We start from the raw sequence: 23,440 nt of genomic DNA, 5'->3' as shown, positions 1-23,440 counted from the left end.
GGAAGCCGACGATTCCGATCACAACCCAGATATCTGCCACGGATGCAGCGTGGCTCCGCCCCCGGTAGCAGAGCGGTGAAAGCACCGGCCCCGGCGGTGGAGAAAGAGTGAACGGAGCGAAGGGGGCAGCCGGACGCGGTCGGCCGGGCATGACCCAGGACGGTGGCCCCGACCGGTGTCGGGCAGCTGCCTGCGGGGCGTCGCCGGTACGTCGAGCGACGGGGCATGGGCGCCCCGGCCGCCGCGCCGTGAGTCGGAGTCGGCGGCGGTCCGGGATGCCCTGTTGCCCGGTGACCGCCCGTACTTCTGATCGGCTTCTGGCGCAGTCCCCCGAAGCCGGGTCCCGGTCCCGGGGAGTGCGACATCGACGATCGTGCTCGAAAGGGACCACGAGGACCACGGTCGAGCAGACCATCAGGTTCCACCCCCCGCCGAATGGGCGCTCCGCGGTACCCAGGGGTGGACCATCGTGTGTCTTCCCGTCCCCGGCCCCCAACTCGTCCCGGAAAACGTCCTCGAGCATGCTCAGCGCTCGACCACCGGCCGGACCTCCACGGTGCCGCCGAGCCGGGCGGCCGGAATCCGCGCCGCCACCTCGATGGCCTCGTCCGGGTCGGCCGCCTCGATGAGGCAGATGCCGCCGAGGACCTCCCTGGTGTCGGCGAACGGACCATCGGTCATCAGGTGCCCCCGCCGGCGGCGCGGCCGCCGGTCGCCGTCTCGACCGGCTGCAACTGCGCAGCCCGGGCGCACGGGGGATCGTCGAGCATCGGCACGAACTCGTCCGCGACTGCCGCTTGTTCCGCCTCAGAAGGCTGGGATCAGCCTCGCCGCCGCTGCATGTGCGTCGCCGCCGCTGTGCCCTGTTCCGCTCGCCCTCACCTGCGGCCGCAGCGCAAGCCGTCGGAGCCGTCGCCGGATCGGCCGGTCTCAGGGTCGGGTCCGAAGATCTCGCGCAGGTCCTGGGAGATCTGGGCGGCCATGGCAGGCAAGGACTCGTTGATGAAGAAGTGGCCGCCCGGCAGCACGCTTTGCCGAGAGCGGTCGTTCGTCTCCTGTTCCCCGGCTGCCATGTGCTCCGGTGACGCGGGACCGTCCTCGGCACCAGAAATCGCCCAGGGCCTGCCTGTCGCGTTCGCCCTGACCGGGGCCAAGAGCGACGAACGCGAGACCCTGCTGGACCTGCTCGCGGCCGAACCGGGCCTCGTCGCCGACCGGCCCGGGCAGACCCTGATCGGCGACAAGAACCACTTCGGCCGCGACTTCGGACAGCAACTGGCCGAACAGGGCATCCAGCTGCTGCGGCCGGCCCGCAAGAGCGGACCCGAACGTCCTGGCGCACCGCTCTTCAAGCCGTTGCGACAGGTCACCGAATCGGTCAACGACCCTTCAAGGACCGACTCGACCCCGGACGACACCGAGGGCGCACACCCGTCGGCGTCATCACACGCGTCATGCAGCGCATCCTCGCGCTCACCACCGCGATCCGGCACAACGACCACACCGGACAACCCGTCCCGCGTTCACTGATCGCCTTCGACCACTGACCCCTCGGAATCGATCATCTAGTCCACCCAGACCACGATCCCGCTCGCACCGGTGAGCACCGCCGCGACTCCGGCCCGTACCGCGCGCCCGGCTCGTTCCGGAGTGAATGTGGCCGGGTCGTACGCCGAGGACATGCCGAGGCCCTCGCCGCGGAACGAGGCGCCGGTCCAGTCGGCGGCCGTGACGTTCGCCGTCGGCTCGGCCAACTCGGCGCCGACGACGAGGAACTGCTGGTCGAGGTGGTTGGGCGTGACCATGGCCAGGGGGTCGATGAGGTCGTTCCCGGCGCTGATGATCAGGTCGGGCCGCATGCCCAGCGCGTCGCTGATACGGGGGACGTACTGGGCCGGCTTCGTGGCCGTCACCGTCCTCAGGTCGGCGTGCACCTCCTCGGCCCATTTCCGCACGGCGCTCACCAGCGTCGTGGTCTGGCGGCCCTTGCCCGCGGTCAGAAGCACCACGCGGTAGTCCTTCGAGGGCCGGATCCCGTTCCACGAGCCGGGCCGCGGGGTGATCGTCGCCTCCGGGGCCGGTGACGCCGTCGGGTCGGTGAACCCCGGGCCGAGGGTGCCGACGGTGCTCGGTTTCGGGTGCGGCTGGGACCAGTCGTCGCCCGTGCCGCATCCGCCGGCCAGTACGACGGTCGCGACTGCCGCGGCCAGCGTGCAGGCAGGCAGAAGCCGAGAGCGCATGGGGATCGTCCTCCGAAGTGGCGTGGGTGCGCCTACTTCCTACCTCATGGCGTGCGGTTTTCGGCCATCGGGCGGTCTTGTCCGAGCTCGCTTCCTCGTCGGTTCGCGCACGCGTCACCGGTGGTTCATCCGGGCCCAGGAGATTCCGTGCGCCGACCGAAGAGGAGTCACATGTTTCCCGCCGCCGGGCGTCGTGCCTGCGCCGCTGTCGCCGTCATCGTCGCGGCCGTCCTGCTCAGTGCCGTACCGGCGCTGGCCCACGGGTTCAGTTCGACCGTGTACGTCGGCCTCACCTCGCCCGGGGCGGGGCACGTGCGCACCGAACTCCGGCTGGAGTACGACCTGCTCGTCGTCTCCGCCGCCGACTACCAGAAGGACGATCCGCTGTTCCGGGCCGGCACCGCCGCATTCGACGGCGGCGACGCCGAGGAACAGGCGGCGGCGCTCGACGGCCACGCCGACTCGGTCGTCTCCTACGTGACCCGTCGCTTCGGCGTCACGGCCGGGGGACAGGCGTGCACCCCGGTCCGGAACGGCGACTTCACGATCGAGCGACGCGAGGGAGTGCCGTACGCCCTGCTGGTCCTCGACTACCGGTGCCCGGCGTCCGGCGAGGCGCACGAGGTGCGCAGCGGTCTGTTCCCGGACTCCGAGGGCTATGTGCGCGACACCAAGACGATCGTCACCTACGACCTCGACCTGAAGTCGGGAAGCGCCGCCCTCGACGCGGAGCACCGGTCGTTCTCCACCCAGCAGTCCGGGGCCGAGCGGTTCTGGACCTTCTACCGGCTCGGAGCCGAGCATCTGCTCACCGGGCTCGACCACATCCTGTTCCTGCTGGCGCTCATCGTCGGTTCGCGCCGGCTGCGCGAGATCGTGCTGGCGGCCACGACCTTCACCCTGGCCCACTCGGTGACCTTCGTCCTGGCCGCCCTGGGGCTCGTGCAGGTGCCCGCGTCCTTCGTCGAACCCGTCATCGCGCTGTCCATCGCGGTCGTCGCGGGCTGGCACCTGTGGCGGCTGTGGCGACGCCGGTCCCACGCCACGGACCTGCAGACGTTCGGCCGCGGCCACCTCAGCCTGGACCGCGCGGGGTGGACGCGGCTCGCGGTGGTGTTCTGTTTCGGCCTCGTGCACGGACTCGGCTTCGCCTCGGCGCTGGGGATCGACAGCGCCTGGTCCTGGACGCTCCTGTGGTCGCTCCTCGTCTTCAACGTGGGCATCGAGACCGTCCAACTGGCCATCGTGGCCGTCGTCTTCCCTGTTCTCGCCCTGCTGCGCCGGCGTCGGCCGGACCTGGGGCTGTGGACGACCGGAGCGGTCGCCGCCGGTGTGTCCGTCATGGGCCTGATGTGGTTCGTGCAGCGGACCTTCGGGATCTGACGCCCCGTCCGACTTCGGGTAAGTGGAACGATCCGCTTCTCCCGGGTTCACCAGGACGTCACGATCTCATGTGACTTTTACCGAGTTCTTACGTCACCCCCCGAACTCCAACGAACGGAAGCCGATGAAGCTCGACAAGGGGGCCCAGAGATCTGGGCTCGTCCGTCACCGGGTGGCCACAAGCGCCACCGCGGTGGTCCTGGGCGTGACTGCGGCGCTCGGCAGCGGTCTGATGACCGGTGCCCACGCCGAGACCTCCGCCGCGCCCACCGGACTCGTCCTCGGTGTGGGCGCCAACGAATCGCAGCGCGTCGTGTCCTGGTACACCCCGGACAACACGCCGCAGGTGGTCCAGGTTGCGCCGACCTCCAAGATCGTGAACGGCGAGTTCCCCGCGAACGCCGTCACCTTCCCGGCCACCGTCGCCGCGAACAGCGTCAACGGCGGCTACAACGCGCACGCGACGATCGACAGCCTGCACCAGAACACCGCGTACTCCTACCGCGTCGGCACCCAGGGCAGCTGGTCCACGACTTACTCCTTCAAGACGCAGGACTTCAAGGGCGACTTTGACTTCCTGTTCTTCGGCGACCCGCAGATCGGTTCGTCCGGCAACGTGGACAAGGACGGCGCCGGGTGGAAGGACACCCTGGACGTCTCCCTCGCCGCGAACCCGAACGCCGAACTGCTGGTCTCCGGCGGTGACCAGGTGGAGACCGCCAACACCGAGACGCAGTGGAACGCGTTCCTCGCGTCCGACAAGCTGCGCCAGTACCCGTGGGCCGCCACCATCGGCAACCACGACGTCGGCGGCAAGGCGTACGAGCAGCACTTCTGGACGCCGAACACCGACCGCTCCGCGCCGTACTACAACGGCAGCGCGGCGACCCGGTCGGGCGGCGACTACTGGTACACGTACAAGGGCGTCCTGTTCATCGACCTGAACAGCAACGCCTACTCCAACGGTTCCGACGCCGCGCACCTCGAGTTCGTCAGCGACGTCATCGAGAACCACGGTGCCGACGCCAAGTACACGGTGCTCGTCTACCACCACTCGATCTACTCGCCGGCGGACCACGCCAACGACGGCGACAACCAGCAGCGCCGCCAGGACTTCCCGACCGCCTTCTCGAAGCTCGGCGTCGACCTGGTCCTGCAGGGTCACGACCACAGCTACTCCCGTAGCTACGTGATCAAGAACGGCAAGAAGTCGCACCCGGGCGAGCAGCCCGGTTCCGCCCAGGTGGCCCAGGGCCCGGGCGGCGTCATCTACGTGACGGCGAACTCCGCGTCGGGTTCGAAGTACTACGACCTGACGGCTCCCGACACGAACGAGGACCCGAACTACGGCCCCGACCCGCTCAATCCCAAGAGCCACTGGGCCAACTCGGTCGAGAACCAGGAGCACGTCCGCACGTACGTCAAGGTCGAGGTCCGCGACAACAAGCTCGTCGTCGAGAACCTCCGCAGCGGCACGTGCGCCGCGCCCAACGCCGCCGTCGAGCTGAACAAGGTCTCGTGGTGCGGCCCGGACAGCGGCGCCACCCCGGCTCAGCCGGTCGGCTCCGCCGTCGACAAGGTGGTCATCCACCCCTACCGCGGCAACGGCTGGGACAACCGCGCCGACGTGGCCACGACCACGGCGGCCGAGTCCGACTGGCTCCAGTAGCCGGCCGAGGGTGACGCCGGAACGCTCGTGCCGACCGCGCCGAGTTGATCCGGCCCGCTCCACCGGTGGGGTGGGTACCACCAGGTGCCCACCCCACCCCCCGTTCCGCTCCCGCCGCTCCCACTCCGCCCGAGGACCCTCAGATGCGCCCGCCCAGAACGCGTACCACCACCGCCACAGCCCTCGCCCGCTCGGCCGTGGTGGCCCTGCTCGCCGTGCTCGCCTTCCTCGCCACGGGGGCCGGACCCGCGGTGGCGGCGGGCGGCGACGCCTCCTGGACCATCAGCACCGCCTCCAACGACTTCGGGTCCGACCGGCAGAACTACAGCTACACCGTCAACCCCGGCGGGCACGTCGACGACGCCCTCGTCGTCGTCAACCACGGCACCGCGCCGCTCCATCTGGCCGTGTACGCGGCGGACGCGTTCACCGACGAGGCGGGCCGGCTCGACCTGGTCGCCCAGGACGCGAAGTCGACACGCGTGGGTGCCTGGGTCCGTACGGACCGATCCGGCATCACGGTCCAGCCCGGACGGTCGACAGAGGTGCCCTTCACGCTCACGGTCCCGCAAGACGCCGCGCCCGGCGACTACATGGGCGGCGTCGTCACGTCGCCGGCCGAGGCCGGATCGGCAGGCGGGCGTCTCGGCATCCGGATCCGGCTGCGGGTGGGCGGAGCGCTCGAGCCGAAGCTGTCGGTGCAGGACCTGCGCCTGCGGTACTCGGGTACGGCGAACCCCTTCGGCAAGGGGGACGCCACCGTCACCTACACGATCCACAACACGGGCAACGCCATTCTGGCGGCACGTCAGTCGGTGTCCCTGTCCGGCCCCTTCGGGCTCGTGGATGCCCGTGCGGGCCACATCGGCGACTCGCCCGCGCTGCTCCCCGGCGAGACCTGGAAGGTCACCGTGCCGGTCCACGGAGTTGCTCCCGCACTGCGAGCCACGGCTACGGCAGCCCTCGTTCCGCTCCTGACCGACGCGTCGGGCTCGGTCGCGCCGCTCGCCACCGTGAAGACCGCGACCTCAGCCTGGGCCGTTCCCTGGACGCTGCTGCTCTGCCTCGTCGTCCTGTGCGGAATGGCGGCCGCCGGATCGGTCACCTGGAGCCGCCGTCGCCGTCGCCGTCGGGCCAAGGGATCAACCGCGGAAGCCTCAGCCGAGGCTGAAAGCGATCACGGCCCGGGCCGGGACGCGGAAGACGCCCCCGGGCACGTCGGAGCATTCGACCATGACGCCGAGACCGGAGCCCGTGCCCGTGGAACCCTGTGAGCCGTAGATCCTGACAGGGCCCCGCAGGGCGGATCCGCACAGGCCGTCCGGCAGCGGGATCTCGGGGCCGGCGACCGCCTTGGTGCCGTACCGCTGGTCGAACGGGTCCGCGCCGTCGGGCAGCAGGCCCGTGCGGTGCAGATACTCCGGGACCAGGCCGCTCACGAAGGTCACCTCGGCGGTGCCGTTCCGGGTGAGGTAGTGAACGTCCTCGGCGTCGGCGGGAATCGGCACGCCTCCGGCACGGATCGCGTCCGGCAACCGCAGATCGCTGCCCCGGCATGCCCGGTCGTCGCCGAACGGCTGGAACAGATCGTCCCGGAACACCCAGGCGCTGCCTCCGGCCGACACCGCGAGGACGAGGACGGCGATCCCGAGACAGGACAGCCGACGCCGCGCCCTGGACGCAGTTTCGGCGACGGTGAGCAAGCGTCGGTGGCGTCGAACCAGGAACCGCCGAACGAAGTACCCGCCGCTTTGCGGGTCTTGGTGTCCACGGCCGTCTGCCCGGCGCTCTTCGGCGGGCCGCGCCCCGGCCTCCGTCTTCGGCAGGTGCAGCTCCCGCTGCGTCGCGGAGAGCAGACTGGCGCTTGTGGGATGTGACGCGTCGGGTCGGCCAGGTGCCGCAGGCCCCACAAGGCGGCCCGAGCGGCACACCTCCCGTCGTGGTCCCCCCTGTCGTCCCGTCCGGATGTCGTCGTACGGATCCCGTACGACCAAGGAGGCCGTGCCCTGCCCGAACCACCACGAAGTCAGGCGTGAGCCCCCAACTCGGCCCAGACAACGTTGCCCTGGGCTCGTGTCGAGCGGGCGCTGCCCCAGCGCTCCGCGATCTGCTGGACGAGGAACAGGCCCCGCCCGCTCTCCTCGCCCGGCCCGGGCCGGCGCTCCGACGGACGCAGCGGGGCGTGGTCGTCGTCGTGCACCTCGATACGCAGGTGCTCTTCACCGGTCAGGGTGAGGCCGCACAGGACATGACCGCTGCGCGTGTGGATCACGACGTTCGTCGACAACTCGGAGACGAGCAGCACGGCGTCGCAGCAGAGATCGCCGGGCACCTCCCAGGCGCACAGCCGGTCGCGCACGATGTCGCGGGCGGCCTTCACGCTGGTGCGCAGGGCGGGCAGGCCGAACCAGTACTCCCGGTGCGGCGCGGCAGTGACTAAGGCCTGGGCGGAGGTCGTGTGGGGGGTCACGGTGGTCGCCTTCCAAGGGGGACGGGCGCGGGGAGAGGGCGGGGGGCCACCAGAAGCCCTGGTGGGAGAGGCGCGTTCGCGGGCGGCCCGTGGGATGGAACCGTCGGCGGCACCAACCTCACTCGTGTCAAGCAGAGTTGATGCTGCGTCATGGCTGCGGCGTGATCGCTCACGGGGTCAACTATGCTCGTGATCGTGTTCATGCTGCAACCGGCTCCCTGATAATTTCAGCAGGACGGTATCGGCCTGGCGCGTTCATCAAGTCGCTGTCAGACTCGGGTTGGTGACAGTCCCTCAGGAGGTTGGGCGTGAGTGAAGCCCGTTCCGGCACCAGCGCACCCACGGTTCTGCGCATGATCCTCGGCCGCCGGTTGCAGGACATGCGGCAGAACGCGGGTGCCTCGCTGGAGGACGCGGCCAAGGCACTGCGCGTGAAGGTCCTGACGATCCGCCGGCTGGAGAAGGCCGAGGTCGCGCTGAAGCCTCTCTACGTCGAGAAGCTTCTGGAGACCTACGGTGCGGACCAGCAGGAGATCGACGAGTTCGTCGCCCTGGCCGAGCGGGCCAACGAGCCCGGCTGGTGGCACGCCTACCGCGACGTCGTCCCGGGCTGGTTCACCGCGTACGTGAGCCTGGAGACCGGCGCCAAGACCCTGCGCACCTACGAGCCCCACTACGTCACGGGCCTCCTGCAGACCCACGACTACGCGCGCGGTGTGCTGTGCGGCGGCTTCCCGAACGGCAGCGAGGAGGAGCTGGAGCGGCGCGTGGAGCTGCGGCTGCGTCGCCAGAGCCTGTTGGAGAGAGCGGACGCCCCCACGTTATGGGTCGTCATGGAGGAAGCCGTACTGCACCGGGCGGTGGGCGGCCCCCAAGTGATGCGGGAGCAGATCGACCGGCTCCTGGAGGCGTCCGAGCTCGAGCACGTCAGCCTCGACATCGTGCCCTTCTCCGCGGGCGCCCATGTCGGGGCGTGTGCCCCCTTCACCTATTTCCGGTTCGAGGAACCGGAGCTGCCCGACATCGTCTACAGCGAACTCCTGTCCGCCTCGGTCTACCTGGACGAGCGTGCGGACGTGGCCGCCCATCTCGAGGCGCACTCCCGCATGGCGCTGCTGACGTCGTCCCAGGACAGCAAGGTGCTCTTGAACCGCATGCGCAAGGAGTACTCATGACCACCACCGACGAGAGCGTCTACAACGGGATGCCCGCCTCGGAGCTCGGGGAGCAGGGCTGGGAGTGCCCGTGGAGCGGGCCGAACGGCGGTCAGTGCGTGGAGACGAAGCAGCTCGCCGACGGCCGCGTGGCCGTACGGCAGTCGACGGACCCGGCCGGACCCGCGCTGATCTACACGCCCGAGGAGATCACCGCTTTCGTCCGTGGGGTCAAACAAGGACTGGCCGACCATCTCACGGCCGGATGAACCGACGGCGAGCGGGAGGGACCGCACCGGTCCCGTACCCGGCCTGCGGGCAGACAGATGAACACCTCTGAAGGGGAAAGAATGACCAACAGCCAGGCCGGCCGGGACCTCGACACGAGCAGGCCGCACTCGGCCCGGATGTACGACTACTACCTCGGCGGCAAGGACCACTTCGAAGTCGACAAGCAGGCGGCCGAGGCCGTCGCCGGCGCCTACCCCGGCATCTTCGTGTGCGCCCGCGAGAACCGGGCGTTCATGCACCGGGCCACCCGGATCCTGGCGCAGGAGTACGGCATCCGGCAGTGGCTCGACGTCGGCACCGGCATCCCGACCGAGCCCAACCTGCATCAGGTCGCCCAGTCCGTGGTGCCCGAGGCGCGGGTCGTCTACGCCGACAACGACCCGCTCGTCCTCAAGTACGCCGAGCGCCTCATGCGCAGCACGCCGCAGGGGCGTACGACGTACATCGAGGCCGACGTCAACGACCCCGAGTCGCTCCTGACCGCCGTGGCGGCGTCCGAGGTCCTCGACTTCGACCGCCCGGTCGCCCTGTCCCTGAACGCGCTCATGCACTTCATCACCGACGCGCAGGACCCGTACGGCATCGTCGGCCGGCTCCTCGACGCCCTCCCCACCGGCAGCGCCCTCGCCCTGAGCCACTGCACGCCCGACTTCGACCCCGCGACCTGGGACAAGGTCACCGCGATCTACACCGACGCCGGGACTCCGGTGCAGTTCCGCGCGCAGAAGGACGTCGCTCGGTTCTTCGCCGGGCTCGACCTGATCGACCCGGGCGTCTCCGTCGGCCACCGCTGGCGGCCGGCCGCTCACGGCAGCGACGGGGCGGAGCCCACGGACGCCCAGGTCAGCCTGTGGACGGGCGTGGGCATCAAGCGGTAGCCCGCCCCGGCAGACCGGTGCCCCTACGACCGCCACGGGTGATCGCCGTCGATCCGTGGCGGCAGGGGACGCCGGTCGTGAGGCATGGTGGAGGGGTGATCGTCCTCGCCGTCCTCTGCGCCGTTCTGGGAGCCGCCAGCAATGCCGTGGGCACGGCGTTCCAGCGCAAGGCCGCCTCGACGGTCGCGCGGGGCGGTGGTCTGCGCCTGCTGGCCGCTCTCGTACGGCGGCCCGCCTGGGTGATCGGCATCCTGGGTGTCATGGGCGCCGCCCTGTTCCAGGCGCTGGCCCTGGTGAACGGGCCCATGGCGCTGGTCCAGCCGCTGTTCATCCTGGAGCTGCCGTTCGCCCTGCTCATCGCCGCACCCCTGCTGCACCGCCGGATGCCCACGGAGGCCTGGTGGGCGGTCGCGGGAGTGGTCACCGGACTCGCCATGGTGCTTGCCGCGGCGGCCCCCTCCGGAACCCGGAACCAGGCGAGCATGGAGCGCTGGGTGCCGGTGCTCGCGATCTCGCTGGGCGCGATGGCCGTGGCCGTCGTCCTCGCCCACCCCGCTCGCTCTGCCCCGTTCCGCGCTGCCGCGCTCGCCGCCGCCGCCGCGCTGGGCAACGCCCTGACCGCGGCCCTCATGAAGTCGGCCACGGGGCGGCTCGCCGACGCCGGCCTTCCCGCGTTCCTCACCGCGTGGCAGACGTACGGATTCGCCGCCGTCGGTGTCGGGGCGCTCCTGCTGCTCGAGAACGCCCTGCAGGCCGGCCCGCTGGTCGCGTCGCAGCCCGCGCTGACCATCGGCGACGCCTCCGCGAGCCTGCTGCTGGGCGTGGCCCTGTTCGGCGAGGAGATCCGCACCGGCTGGTGGCTGCTGCCGGAGCTGGCCGGTGCGCTGCTGATCCTGTGGGGCGTCCTGCGGCTGACCCGCGTGGTGCCCCACATCATCAAGCCCGGTCAGCAGGGCGCGCGTTCGGGGCGTGCCGGCGGCGCGTGCCAGTAACGGGTGGGAGTGGCCTGGAGCAGAGTAGAGACCACGGTCCGCCGTCCGTCCACCGTCGCCCCGGCGAACGCGAGCATCGGCGCGAGCGTCCTGTTGTTCTCGGCGGGGAAGTCCAGAGCGGGCGCGGACACCGCGTCGAGCCTCGCCCGCTGGGCGTCGGTCAGGGTGACGGAGAAGGCCTCCAGGTTGGCCTCCAGCTGAGCGAGCCGCCGCGCACCCACCAGCGTCGAGGTGATGCCGGGGCGGTGGGCCACCCGGTTCAGAGCCACCGCGTCCGGACTGGCGCCGACCTCGCCGGCGATGTCGTTCAGCGCGTCGATGACGACGTAGTCGCTCTCGCTCGGCGCACCGACCAGGGCCGTGCGCGTGGTGTCGACCGGTCCGGTGCGGGCGCTGGAGTACTTGGCCGGGAGAAAGCCGCTCTTGAGCGGGCTCCACGGCAGGACGCCCATACCCTTGGCCCGGGCCAGCGGGATCAGTTCGCCCTCCGAGGAGCGCTCCAGCGGCGAGTACTCCAGCTGGAGGCCGACGACGGGCGCCCAGCCGCGGAACTCGGCGACGGTGGCCGCCTCGGCCGTCCGCCACGCCGGTACGTCGGAGAAGCCGACGTAGTGGATCTTGCCCGCGGCGACCAGGTCGTCCAGGGTCCGCAGGGTCTCCTCGACCGGTGTGGTGGGCTCGAAGTTGTGCAGCCAGTAGAGGTCGACGTAGTCCGTCCGCAGCCGTCGCAGCGAGTTCTCCAGCTGCTGCACGATCGCCTTGCGGCCGGGTAGCCGTGGCCGTCCGCGTCCGGGTCGCCGGTGGTCCGGCAGTCGACCTCCAGCCACTGGCCGTTGCCGTGGCGGGCCACCGCCGCCGCGCCGTACCGGGGTGCCGTACGCATGACCGGGGCGGGGCCCGGGTCGATGCCGATCACCTGGGCGCAGCGCGCCCGGTCGCCGGGCCCCGCACCGGGACACGGGCGTGGGGCGGCCTGGGCGGGGGTCGCCGAGAACAGCCCGGCCCCGGCCGGCAGGGCGGCGGCCGTTCCCGCGGTGGCCGCCGTCCGCCGGGACCTGAGCGGTCGTGACATCGGTTCCTCCGTTCGCCTGCCGATCGTCATCGACCCTGGCAGCGAACGGAGTCGGGCACATCCTGTGATGTGTCAGGGTGCCGCCCGGTGTTGAGCGTCTCGAGACCGCAACGGACCCAGCCACAGGGGCCGTTGATGATCGCTTGGTGAGCTAATGTGCAGCCATCGGCACACTCGAGTGACTAGGACCCAGCGATGAGCGAGCGATCGATCGGCGGCACGGCTTCCTTCAACTCCTCCGTGGCACACCCCGCCCGGGTCTACAACGCGTGGCTCGGCGGCAAGGACAACTACCCGGTCGACGAGGAGGCGGCCCGCCTCGCGTCCTCGGTGAACCCGCAGATCATCCCCGCCGTACGCGCCAACCGCGCTTTCCTCGGCCGGGCCGTGCGCGAGCTGAGCCGCGCCGGCATCCGCCAGTTCCTGGACATCGGCACCGGCATACCCGCCGCCGACAACACCCACGAGGTGGCGCAGCGGGCCGATCCCGGCGCGCGCGTGGTGTACGTCGACAACGACCCGGTCGTGCTCGCCCACGCCCAGGCCCTGCTCGTCAGCACACCCGAGGGTGCGACCGACTATCTGCAGGCGGACCTGCGGGACGTCGACCGCATCCTGGAGCAGGCGAGCACGACGCTCGATCTGTCCCAGCCGGTGGGCCTGATGCTCGTCGCGATCCTCCAGTACATCCCGGACGCCGACGACCCGTACGGGATCGCCCGTCGCCTCGTCGACGGGCTCGCGCCCGGCAGTTACCTGGTGCTGTCGCATCCGGCGTCGGACATCGGCGCGGAGAAGGTCTCGGAGTCCATGCGGGTCTACAACGAGCGCGCCGCGGAGCAGGCGACGCCGCGCCTGCACGACGAGGTCGTCCGCTTCTTCGACGGAACGCGCATCCTCGAGCCGGGTGTTGTGGAACTGCCTCAGTGGCGCCCCGACATGGAGGACGTCCCCGTGGGCGATCCGCTGCCGATGTGGTGCGGTGTGGGGCAGAAGGAGCCGGTGAGCCAGTAGCCGGTCCGCCGCCTACGGTGACGGCATCCGGGCGGAGCTGCCCGCTTCGGCCGACCGGGGCGGCGGCACGGGTGACGACCGGTGAGCAGGGCGCGGTGTGTCGGCATGGCCGTCCCGCACCGCGCCCGCCGTTCCGCGTGGCTTCCCGAGTGTGTCCAGGGCGTGTTGCAGCGCCAGCTCCACGGCGGCGGGCACGAACAGGGAGCCGCGGCCGTCGGGCGGCACCAGCCAGCACAGCGGGCCCGCCGAGCGGTACGGCGGGGGCAGGGCTATGCGTGCGCCGGTGGTGAGGTACTCGATGTCCGAGCCGATCCAGCGGCTCGTGGGATCGGGCGGCAGGAAGAAACTCACGCTGCGCGAGGCGACGTTGGCCAGCGCGGGGCCCGGCGGCTGCGGAATGCACAGGAGCATGTCGAGCGCGGGCACGCCCAAGGATTCAGGGACGCTGAGCACGTCCCAGAACCGGCCGCATGTCAACTCGGCTATCCCTGTGGGTCCATGCCACTGTCGCTTGCAGGCGCGCGGATCCGTCGCCGCCGCGGCCAGCCATTCGGTCGCCTGCCTCGGAGTGCTCCGCATGCCGACCCTCTTCCTCCGGAACCCACCCACCCCGTGTGCCCGCCAGACAAGCCGCGCTTGGCATATTCATGGTGATGGATATTTCTATGAGAGGGAAGAGGGGCGAACAATGCCGCTCGAATCCGAACACTTGGCCCCTGAACGGACGTGTCCTCGAAGCGAGTTGAGCTGAGGGGGCGTTCTGCTCAGATCCTGCTCAGGGAGGCCGCGTCGGCGCTCTCCGCCGTGATCCGCTCGGCCGCGCGTCGCGCGCGTCCGCTGATCCGCCAGGCGGCCATGCGCAGGGCGGTGGCGGGGGCCGGCGGGAACACGCCGAGCTGGCCGAGCATGGCGACGTCGTCGCGTACCGCCTCATGTCGCACGACCTTCCCGTCGGCGAGGGAGAGGACATGGATCTGCTCGAAGTCGATCTCGCGCCCGGTCGGGGGGACGGCCTGATCCAGGGCGCCGTCGCGGAAGCGGACGAAGGGGCCCGTGTGGCGGCCCTGCATGCGCAGCCGTATCCAGACCTGGTCGTGGCCCACGGCGGTCGCGAGGACGGGGAAGCGCAGATCGCTGAACGCAGACCGCATCCAGACGCCGGAGGCGAGGACCCCGGCCGGTCCCGGCGTGGAGCACGCCGGAGGCGAGACGGCCGCCTCACGATTGCGGAAGCCGGGGCCGATGACCTCGGCGGCCAGTTCCGGGTCCCCCGTCTCCAGTACCTGAAAGAGCCCGCGTGCAAGTTCCGTGGCGTCCATGGTGCGCTGCCTGTCGAAGTCGGTGATCGTGAGTGTGAGGAGTTGAGGTTATAGCGCGCCTAATGAATAGTTCAACCATGGACTGAAGTCGCCTAGGATGGTGCCGTGTCCACCAAACGCTCGTACGTCTCGCCCCTGCGTGAACAGGCCGCCGCACGGACGCGTGCGGCGATCCTGCTGGCGGCGACGGAGCTGTTCGCCGCGCGTGGCTACGGGCGGGTGACCGTGGCCGACGTCGCGGCGGCGGCCGGCGTCTCCCCGAAGACCGTCTTCGCGAGCGTCGGCAGCAAGAGCGACATCCTCGACCGGATCGTGGACGAGGCCGTCACGGCGTCCGGCTACGCCGCGGTCATGCGCCAGGTGCTCGCCCTGCGCACACCGCGCGAGGTCCTGGAAGCGCTCGCGCGCGGCACGCGGGCGGGCAACGAGGGCCTGTTCACCGTGCACGAGGCCATCCACAAGGCCCTGCCCGTCCACGAGAACGGCGAGGCACTGCGGGAACGCGCCACCGCGGCCTACCGCGACGCGCTGCGCGCCGCCGCTCGTCATCTGCACGCCCTGCCCGCACCGCCCTCCCTCACGCAGGAGGAGACGGCCGACGCGCTCTGGTTCTGGTTCGGCCCCACGAGCTGGCGCACGCTGGTCGTCGACAACGGCTGGTCGTGGGACCGGGCCCAGGACTTCCTGCGCCGCACGGCGGTCGCCACGCTCGCGTGACGGGCCCCGGCGCCGGTGGCGCCGGGGCCCGCACACATGTACTGCGGGATCAGGACCGCGGACTCACCTCGGCCATCTCCGACCAGCCGTTCGCGCCCGGGATCTCCACGTTGACGATCTGCGGCGTCGCCGCGACGTAGTCCGGCATCCACTCCATGGCGGATTTGAAGTGCGCGGACTGCACATGCGCGGCCCCCGCGTCGGCGTCGGCGAACGCCTCGACGAGCGTGTAGACCGTCGGGTCGTCCGCGTTGCGGTTCCATTCGAAGAAGAGGTTCCCCGCCTCGGCGCGGGTGGCCTGCGTGAAGTCCGCAGCGAGCGACAGCCAGTTGTCGCTGTGCTCGGGGCGGATCTTCCACTTGACGACGATGAAGATCATCGAGTTCCTCGCTCTTGTCGGTCAGGGAATCAGGATCGCCCGCCCGCGGACCCGGCCTGCGGAGAGGTCGTCGAGGGCGGTCTGGAAGTCGCCGAGGGCGTACTTCTCGGTGTGCAGCCGCACGTGCCCCTGCGCGGCCAGCACCATCAGCTCACTGAGGTCCGTGTACGAACCGACCAGGTTGCCGATGAAGTTGATCTCGGTGGAGATGATGTCGATGGTGGGCACGTCGATGTTCTCGCCGTAACCGACGACGTGGTAGTCCCCGGCGCGGCGCAGCATCCGCACGCCGTCGTGGGTCGCGCCGCCCTCGCCGACGAAGTCGATGACCGTCTCGGCGCCCTTCCCGTCGGTCAGGTCCAGCACGGCGTCCACGTGCCCGCCGTCGGCCACGATCCCGTGGTGGGCGCCGATGTCGGAGGCGAGCTTGACCGCGTCCGGGTTGCGGTCGACGACGACGATCTCGGCCGCCGTGAGCGCGCGCAGCACCTGCACGCCGATGTGGCCGAGCCCGCCCGCGCCGATGACGACGCACCGATGGCCGGGCCGCAGCCTGCGCGCCGCCTTCGCGGCCGCGTGGTACGCGGTCAGACCGGCGTCGGCCAGCGCGGCCACGTCGGACGGCTCGAGCGAGTCGTCGATGCGCACCACACTGCGCGCCGAGGTCTTCAGGTACTCGGCATAGCCGCCGGCCGTGTCGATCCCGGGGAACCGGCTCTGCTCGCAGTGGACGTCGTCGCCCGCCCGGCAGGCCCGGCACAGCCCGCAGGTGACCAGCGGATGCACGATGACCTTGTCGCCCTCCGACACGTTCGTGACGGCGCTGCCGACGGCGTGCACCCAGCCGGCGTTCTCGTGCCCGATGGTGTACGGCAACGTGACCCCGCTCTTCTCGGCCCACTGCCCCTCGAGGATGTGGATGTCGGTACGGCACACTCCGGCGCCGCCGATCCTGACGATCACGTCGAACGGGCCGGTCACCTCGGGGGCCGGCACGTCGGTCATCTCGAGGTTCTGGTGGTAGCCGACGACCTGGACTGCTTTCACGAGACGTTCTCCTTCAGCGAGTTGACTGGGTCGACGGGACGGGTGGCGTCCCAGGGGCGGGGCGCCTGGTCGGTCGTCGAGTCCGGATAGCGTGTGCGCAGCAGGCCCCGGCAGAAGTGCGCGTTGCCGTCGATGGAGATGCGGACGGCACGGGCGAAGCGCAGCCGAACCGGGATGTCCTCGGGCGGGAGGGGACGCCCGTCGTCGTCCACGAGGACGGGGTCCGTCGGGGCGAGGCCGAGACCGTACGCCGCGCGTCGGCGCAGGAGCGCGCGCGTCGCGTCGTCGTCGGGCAGATCGGCAAGGACGACGTCGTGCAGGGCCACCTCCGGCAGGTCGGGGCGGGCCCGCAGCAGCCGGGTCAGGGCCCGCTCCATCGCGGCGGCGTGCGCCTTGCGCCGGAACGTGCGGCGCAGCTCCTCCAGATCACGCTCGGCCTCGGCGCCGAACGTGCCGCGGTACCCGGCGTCCGCGGCCAGGCCGCGGTTGATGATCTCCGAGTCGTGATGGTCGTCGAGCACCACCACGACCGCCGTCGCACCCGGCAGGGACGACAGCGCGTCCTTGGCGTCCGACGCCATCAGATAGGCGAAGTTGGGCGAGCAGAACGAGGTCGGCAGCCGCAGATGGACGGTCAACCGCCGTGCCGCGTCGGCCTCGACGCTGCGTACGAACCCCAAGTCGGTGATGGGTTCGTCGAGTTCGGGGTCGTACACACCGTCCAGGGCCCGGCGTGCGGCGTCCGTCAGCGGGTCGGGGGTCATGTCAGGCCGCCGCGGGCTCGGTGACGGCGCACCGGGCCGGCACCGGGATGTCGTACATGGCTGCCGCGTTCAGCCCGAGGATCTTCTTCTTCTGCGCGACGGTGAGCGGTGCGTACTCCGTCATGTCCTCGGGGATCTGGAAGTCGACGAACCGCTCCACCAGCCACCGTGGTGTCCACAGCGCGTAGTCGCTGGAGAACTGGATGCGGTTCTCGTCCAGCCAGTACAGCAACTCGCCGATGATCTGGGCGAAGTAGCGCGGCCGGGTGTGGATGAAGGGCATGGCGACGGCCAGTCCCGCGTGCACGTTCGGCTCCTGCGTGGCGATCCAGCAGAAGTCCTCGAGCCGGGGCAGCCCGCAGTGCTCCACCACGAAGTTCAGGTCGGTGAAGTCGGTCGCCACCTTGTCGACGTCGGCCACGTCGAACGCGTCCCGGTCCAGCGGGCGGATCGTCGGGCCCTTGTGGATGTGGATGTTCTTGATGCCCAGCTCCTGCGCGGCCTCCAGATAGCGGTACGACCACGGGTCGTCGAGCTTGTAACCGCGGGAGTCGCCGTGCCACTCCGCGGTGTAGAGCTTGACGCCCTTGAGCTGGAACCGCTCGGCGTCCCGGCGCAGTCGGTCCAGGCCCGCCTGCTCGAAGCGCGGGTCCCAGCAGTGGTTGTAGGTGAGCTTGTCGGGGTGCTTCGACGCGAGCGCGAAGGCCTCCTCCGTCTGCCCGAAGCCGTTGCGGTAGAAGGCGCCGAGCCGGGCGGGCTGGAAGATCGCGTGATCGACGTGTCCCTCGTCGAACAGGTCCTTCATCAGTCGCTCGCCGCCGTAGTACAAATATTCCTCGTAGGACCACAGCTCCGACTCGGGACTGAGGTTGCGGTGGTAGTCGTAGAAGCAGTCGATGAACTGCTTGCCGTGGATGTTGAGCTGGTTCTCCGGCCGGGCGTCCCAGAGCGCGATGTGCGCGTCGACGATGAAGTACGACTCGCCGTCCTTGGTGTACATGTGCGGCCTCCATGTCCGTCACCGACGAGGTGTCTGTCCTCGGACGGTAGGCAGCGGGCGCGTCCACGGGGAGTCACCGGGTGTCTCACTTTGAGACACCCCTGCTGTGGCGCCCCGGCTCGGCGGACTTACGCTGACCCGGTCGGCGCAATGACGCGTCCCCTGGGAGGCCACGGTGGACAACGATCAGAACCCGCCACACCTCGACGGCGCCCGCCCCCGCGACGACGGCGCGATCACCACCTTCGCCCCACGGCTGCGGGCCTCCTGGCAGCGCAGCCGCGGCTACGGCGTGGCCCCCGACCACGTCGAGCCCGTCTTCACGGGCGCCGTCGACCGCGAGTCGCTGCTGTACGAGTGCGGCCGCGAGGTCCTCCAGGGCCTGCGCTCGACGCTCGCCAACGAACCGGTCAGCATGATGATCACCGGTAGTGACGGACTGGTGTTGTGCCGGATGTCGGACGACGCCTCGGTCGACCGCGCGCTGGACCGTGTCCATCTGGCCCCGGGTTTCTACTTCGCCGAGCAGAACGTGGGCACCAACGGCCTCGGGCTCGCCCTCGCGGATCGCGCCCCCTCCCTCGTACGGGCCGACGAGCATTACTGCTCCGACCTGCGCGGATTCACCTGCGCCGCTGTCCCCGTACTCGACCCGGTCACCAGCGGCCTCGCGGGCAGCGTCAATCTGACCACCTGGTCCGACGCCTCCTCGTCCCTGTTGCTGGCCCTCGCCCAGGCCGCGGCGGGCAACACCAGCGCCCTCATGCTGGCCCGGGGTCACGGCGGCCGGATGTCACCCTCCGTGCCCAGGGGTGAGGTGTTCCGGGTCCAGGCCGGGAGCCTCGCGGACCAGGACCTGCCCGAGCCGCTCTCCCCGCGCTGGACCCAGGCCCTCGACCGGGCCCACACCGCGATGCTCCACGGTGACGTCCTGGCCGTCGTGGGCGAACCCGGAGCGGGCAAGACCGCCCTGGCCTGCCTCGCCCGCCGCGCGGCACGCCCCCGGGTACGGCTCCTCGGCGCCCGCCCGCCGAGCGACACCGACGTCGGGCCCTGGCTCAGCCTGTGGAGTCCCGAGCTGGCCAAGGACGACACGTGCGTGGTGCTGGAGACGATGGACGCGCTCTCCACGCGGGTGGCCGCCCGCCTCGCCGAGGTGCTGTCCGCCGCGCGCCGCCCGGTGCGGCCCTGGGCTCCGCCCCCGCTCCAGCCGTTCGTCATCACCGCGGAACGCTACGACGCGCTGCCCGAGGCGCTGCGCGCGCAGGTGGACGCGGTGGTGGAGGTACCGCCATTGCGTCTGCGCCCCGACGACATCCTCCCGCTGGCCGACCTGTTCGCCCGCCGCCACCGTGGCCGGCCCATCACCTTCACACCGCCCGCGGCACGCGCCCTGACCGACCACGCCTGGCCGGAGAACGCCCGCCAGCTGGAGCGCGTCGTTCGTGAGGCGGCTTCCCGGACGGACACGATCGACGTCCAGCACCTCCCGGCGGAGGTCTTCACGGACACCACACGCCGCCTGACCCGCATCGAGCAACTGGAACGGGACGAGATAGTCCGCTGCCTGACCGAACCCGCCACCACGATGACCCGAGCAGCGGAACGCCTCGGCATGAGCCGCGCCACGATCTACCGCAAGATCGCCCATTACGGCATCCGGACACCGGGGCGCGGACGCGGACGCGAGTGAACGCGCCCGCGCCGGGTCTCGGACAGCGTCAGCGTGTCCGACGTCGTCGTAGCCGCTCGGCACACCGCCGCATCTGAAGACGGTCCTCAGCGAACCAGCCCTGCCAAGCCCGGTCCAGTCTCCACCACAGAGCCGGCTGCTCCGCCTCGGGCGCCAACCGCGTCCGCTGACCGATGACCGCCACATAGGAAATCCCCACGGTGGCCGCCAGTCGGGGCGGTAGGAACGTACGGTGGCGGCCGCCGGGGTGCCACGGACTTCGCTCCGCACCCCGGTCTCTTGGAACAGCTCCCGCCGGGCCGCCTCGCGAGGGGTCTCGCCGGGGTCCACCTTGCCGCTCGGAGCCACCCATCCTCGCCAGCGGTGGCGCACCAGCAGGACGTGGGTGAAAGTCAGGTCGAAGACCCACACCTCGGCTGCGAGCGGCCCGTCGAGGGACGCCTCCGGGCGGCTCAGCCACTGCACGGCGGTGTCGTGTCCGGCCGGCGCCCGACGCGCATCGCGGATCGTGGCCTCGAGGGTGCGTCGTTCCATCGGACGGTGCGTCATACGCCGGACGTTACGGCGGACCACTGACAGCCGGGATGCCACGCCTTCCACGGGGCAGGCCCGCGCGAACCCGCGCGTGAGACATGAGTCGAACAGCTTCCGCCGGGGCCGTTCGGCCCTTGTTGGGGGTCGGGCGTGCTGACTTCACTGATCACGCGGGGCGGCGTTCGTGCGCCCGCGTCACCCACGTCCACCACCGGCTAGGCGGATTCCGTTCGATGAGCGACACGACCTCCACCGTGCATGACCTCACCTCCCAGTCCCGGGTGGGCCGGCGTGAGCGGGTGATCACGGCGACGGGCGCGACCGGTGCCTCCCGTGCCTTCGCCTGGCTGCTGATCGTGACCGGTGCACTCGGGAGCCTGGCGTCGTTCGTGATCACCGTCGACAAGTTCGAACTGCTCGTGAACCCCCGCTTCAGCCCGTCGTGCAATCTGAGCCCGGTGCTGTCCTGTTCGAACGTGATGCTCAGCGACCAGGCATCCGTGTTCGGCTTCCCCAACCCGCTGATCGGCCTCCTCGCCTATCCGGTCGTCGTCGCGGCCGGCTTCGCCCTGCTCGCCGGGGCCCGCTTCCGCCGCTGATTCTGGCTCGGGCTCAACGCGGGCACGTTGCTCGGCGTGGGCTTCTGCATGTGGCTGATGAGCCAGGCGCTGTACGAGATCGGTGCCCTGTGCCTGTGGTGCAGCCTGGCCTGGGCGGCCACCATCGCGATGTTCTGGTACACGACCGCGCACAACCTGAGGCACGGCGTGCTCCGAGCCCCGGACGCCCTGGTGGCCGGGGTGCGGGAGTTCCACTGGGTGGTCCCGGTCACCTGGTATCTGAGCATCGTGATGCTGATCGCCACCCGCTGGTGGGCCTACTGGCAGACGCTGCTCTGAGCGCGCCCGTCCGGCGGCCGAGGGGGGATGAGGGCCGTTGGGCCCCAGCCTGCGGGACCCACAGGGCTGTTCGGCCCTATCGGGACCAGGTACCCCTCCGACGATCATGTGGCGACGACCGGGAGGGTCACGGGTGTCCGTTTCCCCCCACCTCACCCATGCCACTTCCCGGTCCGTCGGACGACATGAGCACAGGGGAAGGACGCGGTCCGGTGGACCAGGCGCAGGAACAGCAGACAGACAACATACGGCCGTGGGCCGCCGCCGACGCGGTAGCGGGACCGGATACGGCACCGCCTGCGGCACGCAGGGCGAGCAGGCCGGCGTGGGTGGAGTGGCTGACGACCACCGACCACAAGAAGATCGGGACGATGTACCTGGTCAGCGCGTTCGTGTTCTTCATCGTCGGTGGCCTGATGGCGCTGATGATGCGCGCCGAACTCGCCCGCCCGGGACTGCAGATCATGTCGAACGAGCAGTTCAACCAGGCTTTCACGATGCACGGTTCGATCATGCTGCTGATGTTCGCGATGCCGTTGTTCACCGGCTTCGCCAACTGGATCATGCCGCTGCAGATCGGCGCCCCGGACGTCGCCTTCCCCCGCCTGAACATGCTGGCCTTCTGGCTGTTCCTGTTCGGCTCCTCGATCGCCGCGTTCGGCTTCCTCACCCCGGACGGGGCCGCGGACTTCGGCTGGTTCCTGTACGCGCCGCTCTCGGACGCGGTGCACTCGCCGGGCCTCGGCGCCGACCTGTGGATCATGGGCGTCGCCCTGTCCGGCTTCGGCTCCATCCTGGGCGCCGTCAACTTCATCACCACGATCGTCTGCATGCGCGCCCCCGGCATGACCATGTTCCGTATGCCGATCTTCGTGTGGAACGTGCTGCTGACCGCGCTGCTGGTGCTGATCGTCTTCCCGGTGCTGGCCGCCGCGCTGTTCGCGCTCGAGTGCGACCGCAAGTTCGGCAGCCACATCTTCGACGCCGCCAACGGTGGGGCCCTGTTGTGGCAGCACCTGTTCTGGTTCTTCGGCCATCCCGAGGTGTACATCCTGGCGCTGCCGTTCTTCGGGATCGTCTCCGAGGTGATCCCGGTCTTCAGCCGTAAGCCGATGTTCGGCTACATGGGCCTGATCGCGGCCACCGTTGCCATCGCGGGCCTGTCCGTGACGGTGTGGGCGCACCATATGTACGTCACCGGCGGGGTGTTGCTCCCCTTCTTCTCCTTCATGACCTTCCTCATAGCGGTGCCGACCGGCGTGAAGTTCTTCAACTGGATCGGCACCATGTGGAAGGGCTCGCTGTCCTTCGAGACACCGATGCTGTGGACCGTCGGCTTCCTCATCACCTTCGTCTTCGGCGGCCTGACCGGCGTGATCCTGGCCTCCCCGCCGATGGACTTCCACCTGTCCGACTCGTACTTCGTCGTCGCGCACTTCCACTACACGGTCTTCGGCACGGTCGTGTACGCGATGTTCGCCGGATTCCACTTCTGGTGGCCGAAGTTCACCGGCAAGATGCTCGACGAGCGCCTCGGCAAGATCACCTTCTGGACGCTCACGGTCGGCTTCCATCTCACCTTCCTGGTCCAGCACTGGCTCGGCGTCGAGGGCATGCCCCGCCGCTACGCCGACTACCTGGCCGCCGACGGCTTCACCGCACTCAACACCCTGTCCACCATCGGGGCGTTCCTGCTGGGCCTGTCGATCCTGCCGTTCTTCTACAACGTCTGGAAGACCGCCAAGTACGGCAAGCCCGTCGAGACCGACGACCCGTGGGGCTACGGCCGTTCGCTCGAGTGGGCCACCTCCTGCCCGCCCCCGCGGCACAACTTCGCACGTCTACCGCTGATCCGGTCCGAGTCCCCGGCGTTCGACCTGCACCACCCGGAGATCGCCGAGCTCGAGGCCGCGGCGAGGTAGTCG

General features: G+C 70.3%; 23 protein-coding genes and 3 pseudogenes. 13 read left to right on the top strand and 13 right to left on the bottom strand.

Annotated elements, in window-relative coordinates; translation table 11 throughout:
• Nucleotides 1-525: 525 nt before the first annotated feature.
• Together IEZ19_RS00815 and IEZ19_RS00810 are read right to left on the bottom strand one after the other, a co-directional pair.
• Entirely contained in the window at nucleotides 526-681 is a 156-nt protein-coding gene (locus IEZ19_RS00815; protein ID WP_189308986.1) for a YciI family protein, read from the bottom strand.
• 197 nt (nucleotides 682-878) lie between these two features.
• Nucleotides 879-1,073, bottom strand: a complete 195-nt coding sequence (locus tag IEZ19_RS00810; protein ID WP_189308985.1) for a hypothetical protein — start codon at nucleotides 1,071-1,073, stop codon at nucleotides 879-881.
• 46 nt (nucleotides 1,074-1,119) lie between these two features.
• On the opposite strand from IEZ19_RS00810, the pseudogene IEZ19_RS00805 reads away from it, so the two are divergent.
• A pseudogene (locus IEZ19_RS00805) lies at nucleotides 1,120-1,547 on the top strand (IS982 family transposase); the annotation flags it as partial.
• Between the two features lie 18 nt (nucleotides 1,548-1,565).
• Here IEZ19_RS00805 and IEZ19_RS00800 read toward each other — a convergent pair.
• Nucleotides 1,566-2,240 (bottom strand): type 1 periplasmic-binding domain-containing protein, encoded by a 675-nt coding sequence (locus IEZ19_RS00800; protein ID WP_189308984.1) that lies wholly within the window; start codon nucleotides 2,238-2,240, stop codon nucleotides 1,566-1,568.
• A gap of 171 nt (nucleotides 2,241-2,411) precedes the next feature.
• Between IEZ19_RS00800 and IEZ19_RS00795 the strand changes: the two genes are divergently transcribed.
• From IEZ19_RS00795 to IEZ19_RS00785, 3 genes are all read left to right on the top strand, one after another.
• Entirely contained in the window at nucleotides 2,412-3,623 is a 1,212-nt protein-coding gene (locus IEZ19_RS00795) for a HupE/UreJ family protein (RefSeq protein ID WP_189308983.1), read from the top strand.
• Nucleotides 3,624-3,795: 172 nt separating this feature from the next.
• A complete protein-coding gene (locus IEZ19_RS00790; protein ID WP_308428919.1) occupies nucleotides 3,796-5,292 on the top strand; it encodes a purple acid phosphatase family protein in 1,497 nt (498 codons plus the stop codon).
• A 143-nt stretch (nucleotides 5,293-5,435) separates the two neighbouring features.
• The gene (locus IEZ19_RS00785) at nucleotides 5,436-6,566 is read left to right on the top strand and encodes a COG1470 family protein (RefSeq protein ID WP_189308981.1); all 1,131 of its coding nucleotides are present in this window, start codon (nucleotides 5,436-5,438) and stop codon (nucleotides 6,564-6,566) included.
• On the opposite strand, the gene IEZ19_RS00780 is transcribed toward IEZ19_RS00785, so the two are convergent.
• Together IEZ19_RS00780 and IEZ19_RS00775 are read right to left on the bottom strand one after the other, a co-directional pair.
• Complete coding sequence (locus IEZ19_RS00780) at nucleotides 6,450-6,995, bottom strand: hypothetical protein (protein ID WP_229839838.1); 546 nt, start codon at nucleotides 6,993-6,995, stop codon at nucleotides 6,450-6,452. The two genes, IEZ19_RS00785 and IEZ19_RS00780, sit on opposite strands and share 117 nt — an antisense overlap.
• A 323-nt stretch (nucleotides 6,996-7,318) precedes the next feature.
• Complete coding sequence (locus tag IEZ19_RS00775; protein ID WP_189308980.1) at nucleotides 7,319-7,762, bottom strand: ATP-binding protein; 444 nt, start codon at nucleotides 7,760-7,762, stop codon at nucleotides 7,319-7,321.
• Between the two features lie 308 nt (nucleotides 7,763-8,070).
• Here IEZ19_RS00775 and IEZ19_RS00770 point away from each other — a divergent pair, with 308 nt between their 5' ends.
• The 4 genes from IEZ19_RS00770 (at nucleotide 8,071) to IEZ19_RS00755 (ending at nucleotide 11,077) form a co-directional block, all read left to right on the top strand.
• Nucleotides 8,071-8,937 (top strand): Sco1979 family transcriptional regulator, encoded by an 867-nt coding sequence (locus IEZ19_RS00770; RefSeq protein ID WP_189308979.1) that lies wholly within the window; start codon nucleotides 8,071-8,073, stop codon nucleotides 8,935-8,937.
• Nucleotides 8,934-9,185 carry a DUF397 domain-containing protein gene (locus IEZ19_RS00765; protein ID WP_189308978.1) on the top strand — a complete coding sequence of 84 codons (252 nt, stop codon included), beginning with the start codon at nucleotides 8,934-8,936 and terminating at the stop codon, nucleotides 9,183-9,185. Before IEZ19_RS00770 ends, IEZ19_RS00765 begins: the two co-directional genes overlap by 4 nt.
• 81 nt (nucleotides 9,186-9,266) lie before the next feature.
• On the top strand, nucleotides 9,267-10,085 hold the full coding sequence (locus IEZ19_RS00760; protein ID WP_189308977.1) for an SAM-dependent methyltransferase: 819 nt from the start codon (nucleotides 9,267-9,269) through the stop codon (nucleotides 10,083-10,085).
• A gap of 95 nt (nucleotides 10,086-10,180) precedes the next feature.
• Nucleotides 10,181-11,077, top strand: coding sequence for a DMT family transporter (locus IEZ19_RS00755; RefSeq protein ID WP_189308976.1), 897 nt, complete (start codon nucleotides 10,181-10,183; stop codon nucleotides 11,075-11,077).
• Here IEZ19_RS00755 and IEZ19_RS00750 read toward each other — a convergent pair.
• On the bottom strand, nucleotides 11,032-11,829 hold the full coding sequence (locus tag IEZ19_RS00750; protein ID WP_229839837.1) for an aldo/keto reductase: 798 nt from the start codon (nucleotides 11,827-11,829) through the stop codon (nucleotides 11,032-11,034). The two genes, IEZ19_RS00755 and IEZ19_RS00750, sit on opposite strands and share 46 nt — an antisense overlap.
• A gap of 515 nt (nucleotides 11,830-12,344) precedes the next feature.
• Here IEZ19_RS00750 and IEZ19_RS00745 point away from each other — a divergent pair.
• On the top strand, nucleotides 12,345-13,163 hold the full coding sequence (locus IEZ19_RS00745) for an SAM-dependent methyltransferase (RefSeq protein WP_189308974.1): 819 nt from the start codon (nucleotides 12,345-12,347) through the stop codon (nucleotides 13,161-13,163).
• Between the two features lie 12 nt (nucleotides 13,164-13,175).
• Here the strand turns inward: IEZ19_RS00745 and IEZ19_RS00740 are convergent, their stop codons facing one another.
• Together IEZ19_RS00740 and IEZ19_RS00735 are read right to left on the bottom strand one after the other, a co-directional pair.
• Nucleotides 13,176-13,742 carry a hypothetical protein gene (locus IEZ19_RS00740; RefSeq protein WP_229839836.1) on the bottom strand — a complete coding sequence of 189 codons (567 nt, stop codon included), beginning with the start codon at nucleotides 13,740-13,742 and terminating at the stop codon, nucleotides 13,176-13,178.
• A gap of 185 nt (nucleotides 13,743-13,927) precedes the next feature.
• A complete protein-coding gene (locus tag IEZ19_RS00735) occupies nucleotides 13,928-14,482 on the bottom strand; it encodes an ester cyclase (protein WP_189308973.1) in 555 nt (184 codons plus the stop codon).
• Between the two features lie 105 nt (nucleotides 14,483-14,587).
• On the opposite strand from IEZ19_RS00735, the gene IEZ19_RS00730 reads away from it, so the two are divergent.
• Nucleotides 14,588-15,199, top strand: a complete 612-nt coding sequence (locus IEZ19_RS00730) for a TetR/AcrR family transcriptional regulator (RefSeq protein WP_189308972.1) — start codon at nucleotides 14,588-14,590, stop codon at nucleotides 15,197-15,199.
• 49 nt (nucleotides 15,200-15,248) lie between these two features.
• On the opposite strand, the gene IEZ19_RS00725 is transcribed toward IEZ19_RS00730, so the two are convergent.
• From IEZ19_RS00725 to IEZ19_RS00710, 4 genes are read right to left on the bottom strand one after another with little or no spacing between them, the layout of a single operon-like run.
• A complete protein-coding gene (locus tag IEZ19_RS00725) occupies nucleotides 15,249-15,578 on the bottom strand; it encodes a putative quinol monooxygenase (protein WP_189308971.1) in 330 nt (109 codons plus the stop codon).
• Nucleotides 15,579-15,599: 21 nt separating this feature from the next.
• Nucleotides 15,600-16,625, bottom strand: coding sequence for an NAD(P)-dependent alcohol dehydrogenase (locus IEZ19_RS00720; protein WP_189308970.1), 1,026 nt, complete (start codon nucleotides 16,623-16,625; stop codon nucleotides 15,600-15,602).
• Entirely contained in the window at nucleotides 16,622-17,389 is a 768-nt protein-coding gene (locus tag IEZ19_RS00715; RefSeq protein ID WP_189308969.1) for a metal-sulfur cluster assembly factor, read from the bottom strand. Before IEZ19_RS00715 ends, IEZ19_RS00720 begins: the two co-directional genes overlap by 4 nt.
• A gap of 1 nt (nucleotide 17,390) precedes the next feature.
• Nucleotides 17,391-18,389: an amidohydrolase family protein gene (locus IEZ19_RS00710; RefSeq protein WP_189308968.1), complete on the bottom strand. Its 999-nt coding sequence runs from the start codon at nucleotides 18,387-18,389 to the stop codon at nucleotides 17,391-17,393.
• A 175-nt stretch (nucleotides 18,390-18,564) separates the two neighbouring features.
• On the opposite strand from IEZ19_RS00710, the gene IEZ19_RS00705 reads away from it, so the two are divergent.
• Nucleotides 18,565-20,082, top strand: a complete 1,518-nt coding sequence (locus IEZ19_RS00705) for an AAA-type ATPase lid domain-containing protein (RefSeq protein WP_189308967.1) — start codon at nucleotides 18,565-18,567, stop codon at nucleotides 20,080-20,082.
• A 309-nt stretch (nucleotides 20,083-20,391) separates the two neighbouring features.
• Here IEZ19_RS00705 and IEZ19_RS50265 read toward each other — a convergent pair.
• Nucleotides 20,392-20,616, bottom strand: a pseudogene (locus tag IEZ19_RS50265) (DNA mismatch repair protein MutT); the annotation flags it as partial.
• A gap of 233 nt (nucleotides 20,617-20,849) precedes the next feature.
• Here IEZ19_RS50265 and IEZ19_RS00695 point away from each other — a divergent pair.
• Together IEZ19_RS00695 and ctaD are read left to right on the top strand one after the other, a co-directional pair.
• Nucleotides 20,850-21,515 (top strand): annotated as a pseudogene (locus IEZ19_RS00695) (vitamin K epoxide reductase family protein).
• Nucleotides 21,516-21,760: 245 nt separating this feature from the next.
• The gene (gene ctaD, locus IEZ19_RS00690; protein WP_444545184.1) at nucleotides 21,761-23,437 is read left to right on the top strand and encodes an aa3-type cytochrome oxidase subunit I; all 1,677 of its coding nucleotides are present in this window, start codon (nucleotides 21,761-21,763) and stop codon (nucleotides 23,435-23,437) included.
• Nucleotides 23,438-23,440: the final 3 nt, after the last annotated feature.

This window comes from Streptomyces brasiliensis (genome assembly GCF_014647875.1).
GTDB classification, from domain to species: Bacteria; Actinomycetota; Actinomycetes; order Streptomycetales; family Streptomycetaceae; genus Streptomyces; species Streptomyces brasiliensis.
This window is presented reverse-complemented; position numbering and strand designations above follow the sequence as displayed.

Bases quoted from the DNA above. Each gene is read 5' to 3' on its own strand.
- IEZ19_RS00760 (WP_189308977.1), top strand. From the start codon at position 9,267: ATGACCAACAGCCAGGCCGGCCGGGACCTCGACACGAGCAGGCCGCAC.
- IEZ19_RS00710 (WP_189308968.1), bottom strand. From the start codon at position 18,389: ATGTACACCAAGGACGGCGAGTCGTACTTCATCGTCGACGCGCACATC.
- IEZ19_RS00800 (WP_189308984.1), bottom strand. From the start codon at position 2,240: ATGCGCTCTCGGCTTCTGCCTGCCTGCACGCTGGCCGCGGCAGTCGCG.
- IEZ19_RS00725 (WP_189308971.1), bottom strand. From the start codon at position 15,578: ATGATCTTCATCGTCGTCAAGTGGAAGATCCGCCCCGAGCACAGCGAC.
- IEZ19_RS00810 (WP_189308985.1), bottom strand. From the start codon at position 1,073: ATGGCAGCCGGGGAACAGGAGACGAACGACCGCTCTCGGCAAAGCGTG.
- IEZ19_RS00745 (WP_189308974.1), top strand. From the start codon at position 12,345: ATGAGCGAGCGATCGATCGGCGGCACGGCTTCCTTCAACTCCTCCGTG.
- IEZ19_RS00785 (WP_189308981.1), top strand. From the start codon at position 5,436: ATGCGCCCGCCCAGAACGCGTACCACCACCGCCACAGCCCTCGCCCGC.
- IEZ19_RS00740 (WP_229839836.1), bottom strand. From the start codon at position 13,742: ATGCGGAGCACTCCGAGGCAGGCGACCGAATGGCTGGCCGCGGCGGCG.
- IEZ19_RS00765 (WP_189308978.1), top strand. From the start codon at position 8,934: ATGACCACCACCGACGAGAGCGTCTACAACGGGATGCCCGCCTCGGAG.
- IEZ19_RS00715 (WP_189308969.1), bottom strand. From the start codon at position 17,389: ATGACCCCCGACCCGCTGACGGACGCCGCACGCCGGGCCCTGGACGGT.
- IEZ19_RS00735 (WP_189308973.1), bottom strand. From the start codon at position 14,482: ATGGACGCCACGGAACTTGCACGCGGGCTCTTTCAGGTACTGGAGACG.
- IEZ19_RS00795 (WP_189308983.1), top strand. From the start codon at position 2,412: ATGTTTCCCGCCGCCGGGCGTCGTGCCTGCGCCGCTGTCGCCGTCATC.
- IEZ19_RS00815 (WP_189308986.1), bottom strand. From the start codon at position 681: ATGACCGATGGTCCGTTCGCCGACACCAGGGAGGTCCTCGGCGGCATC.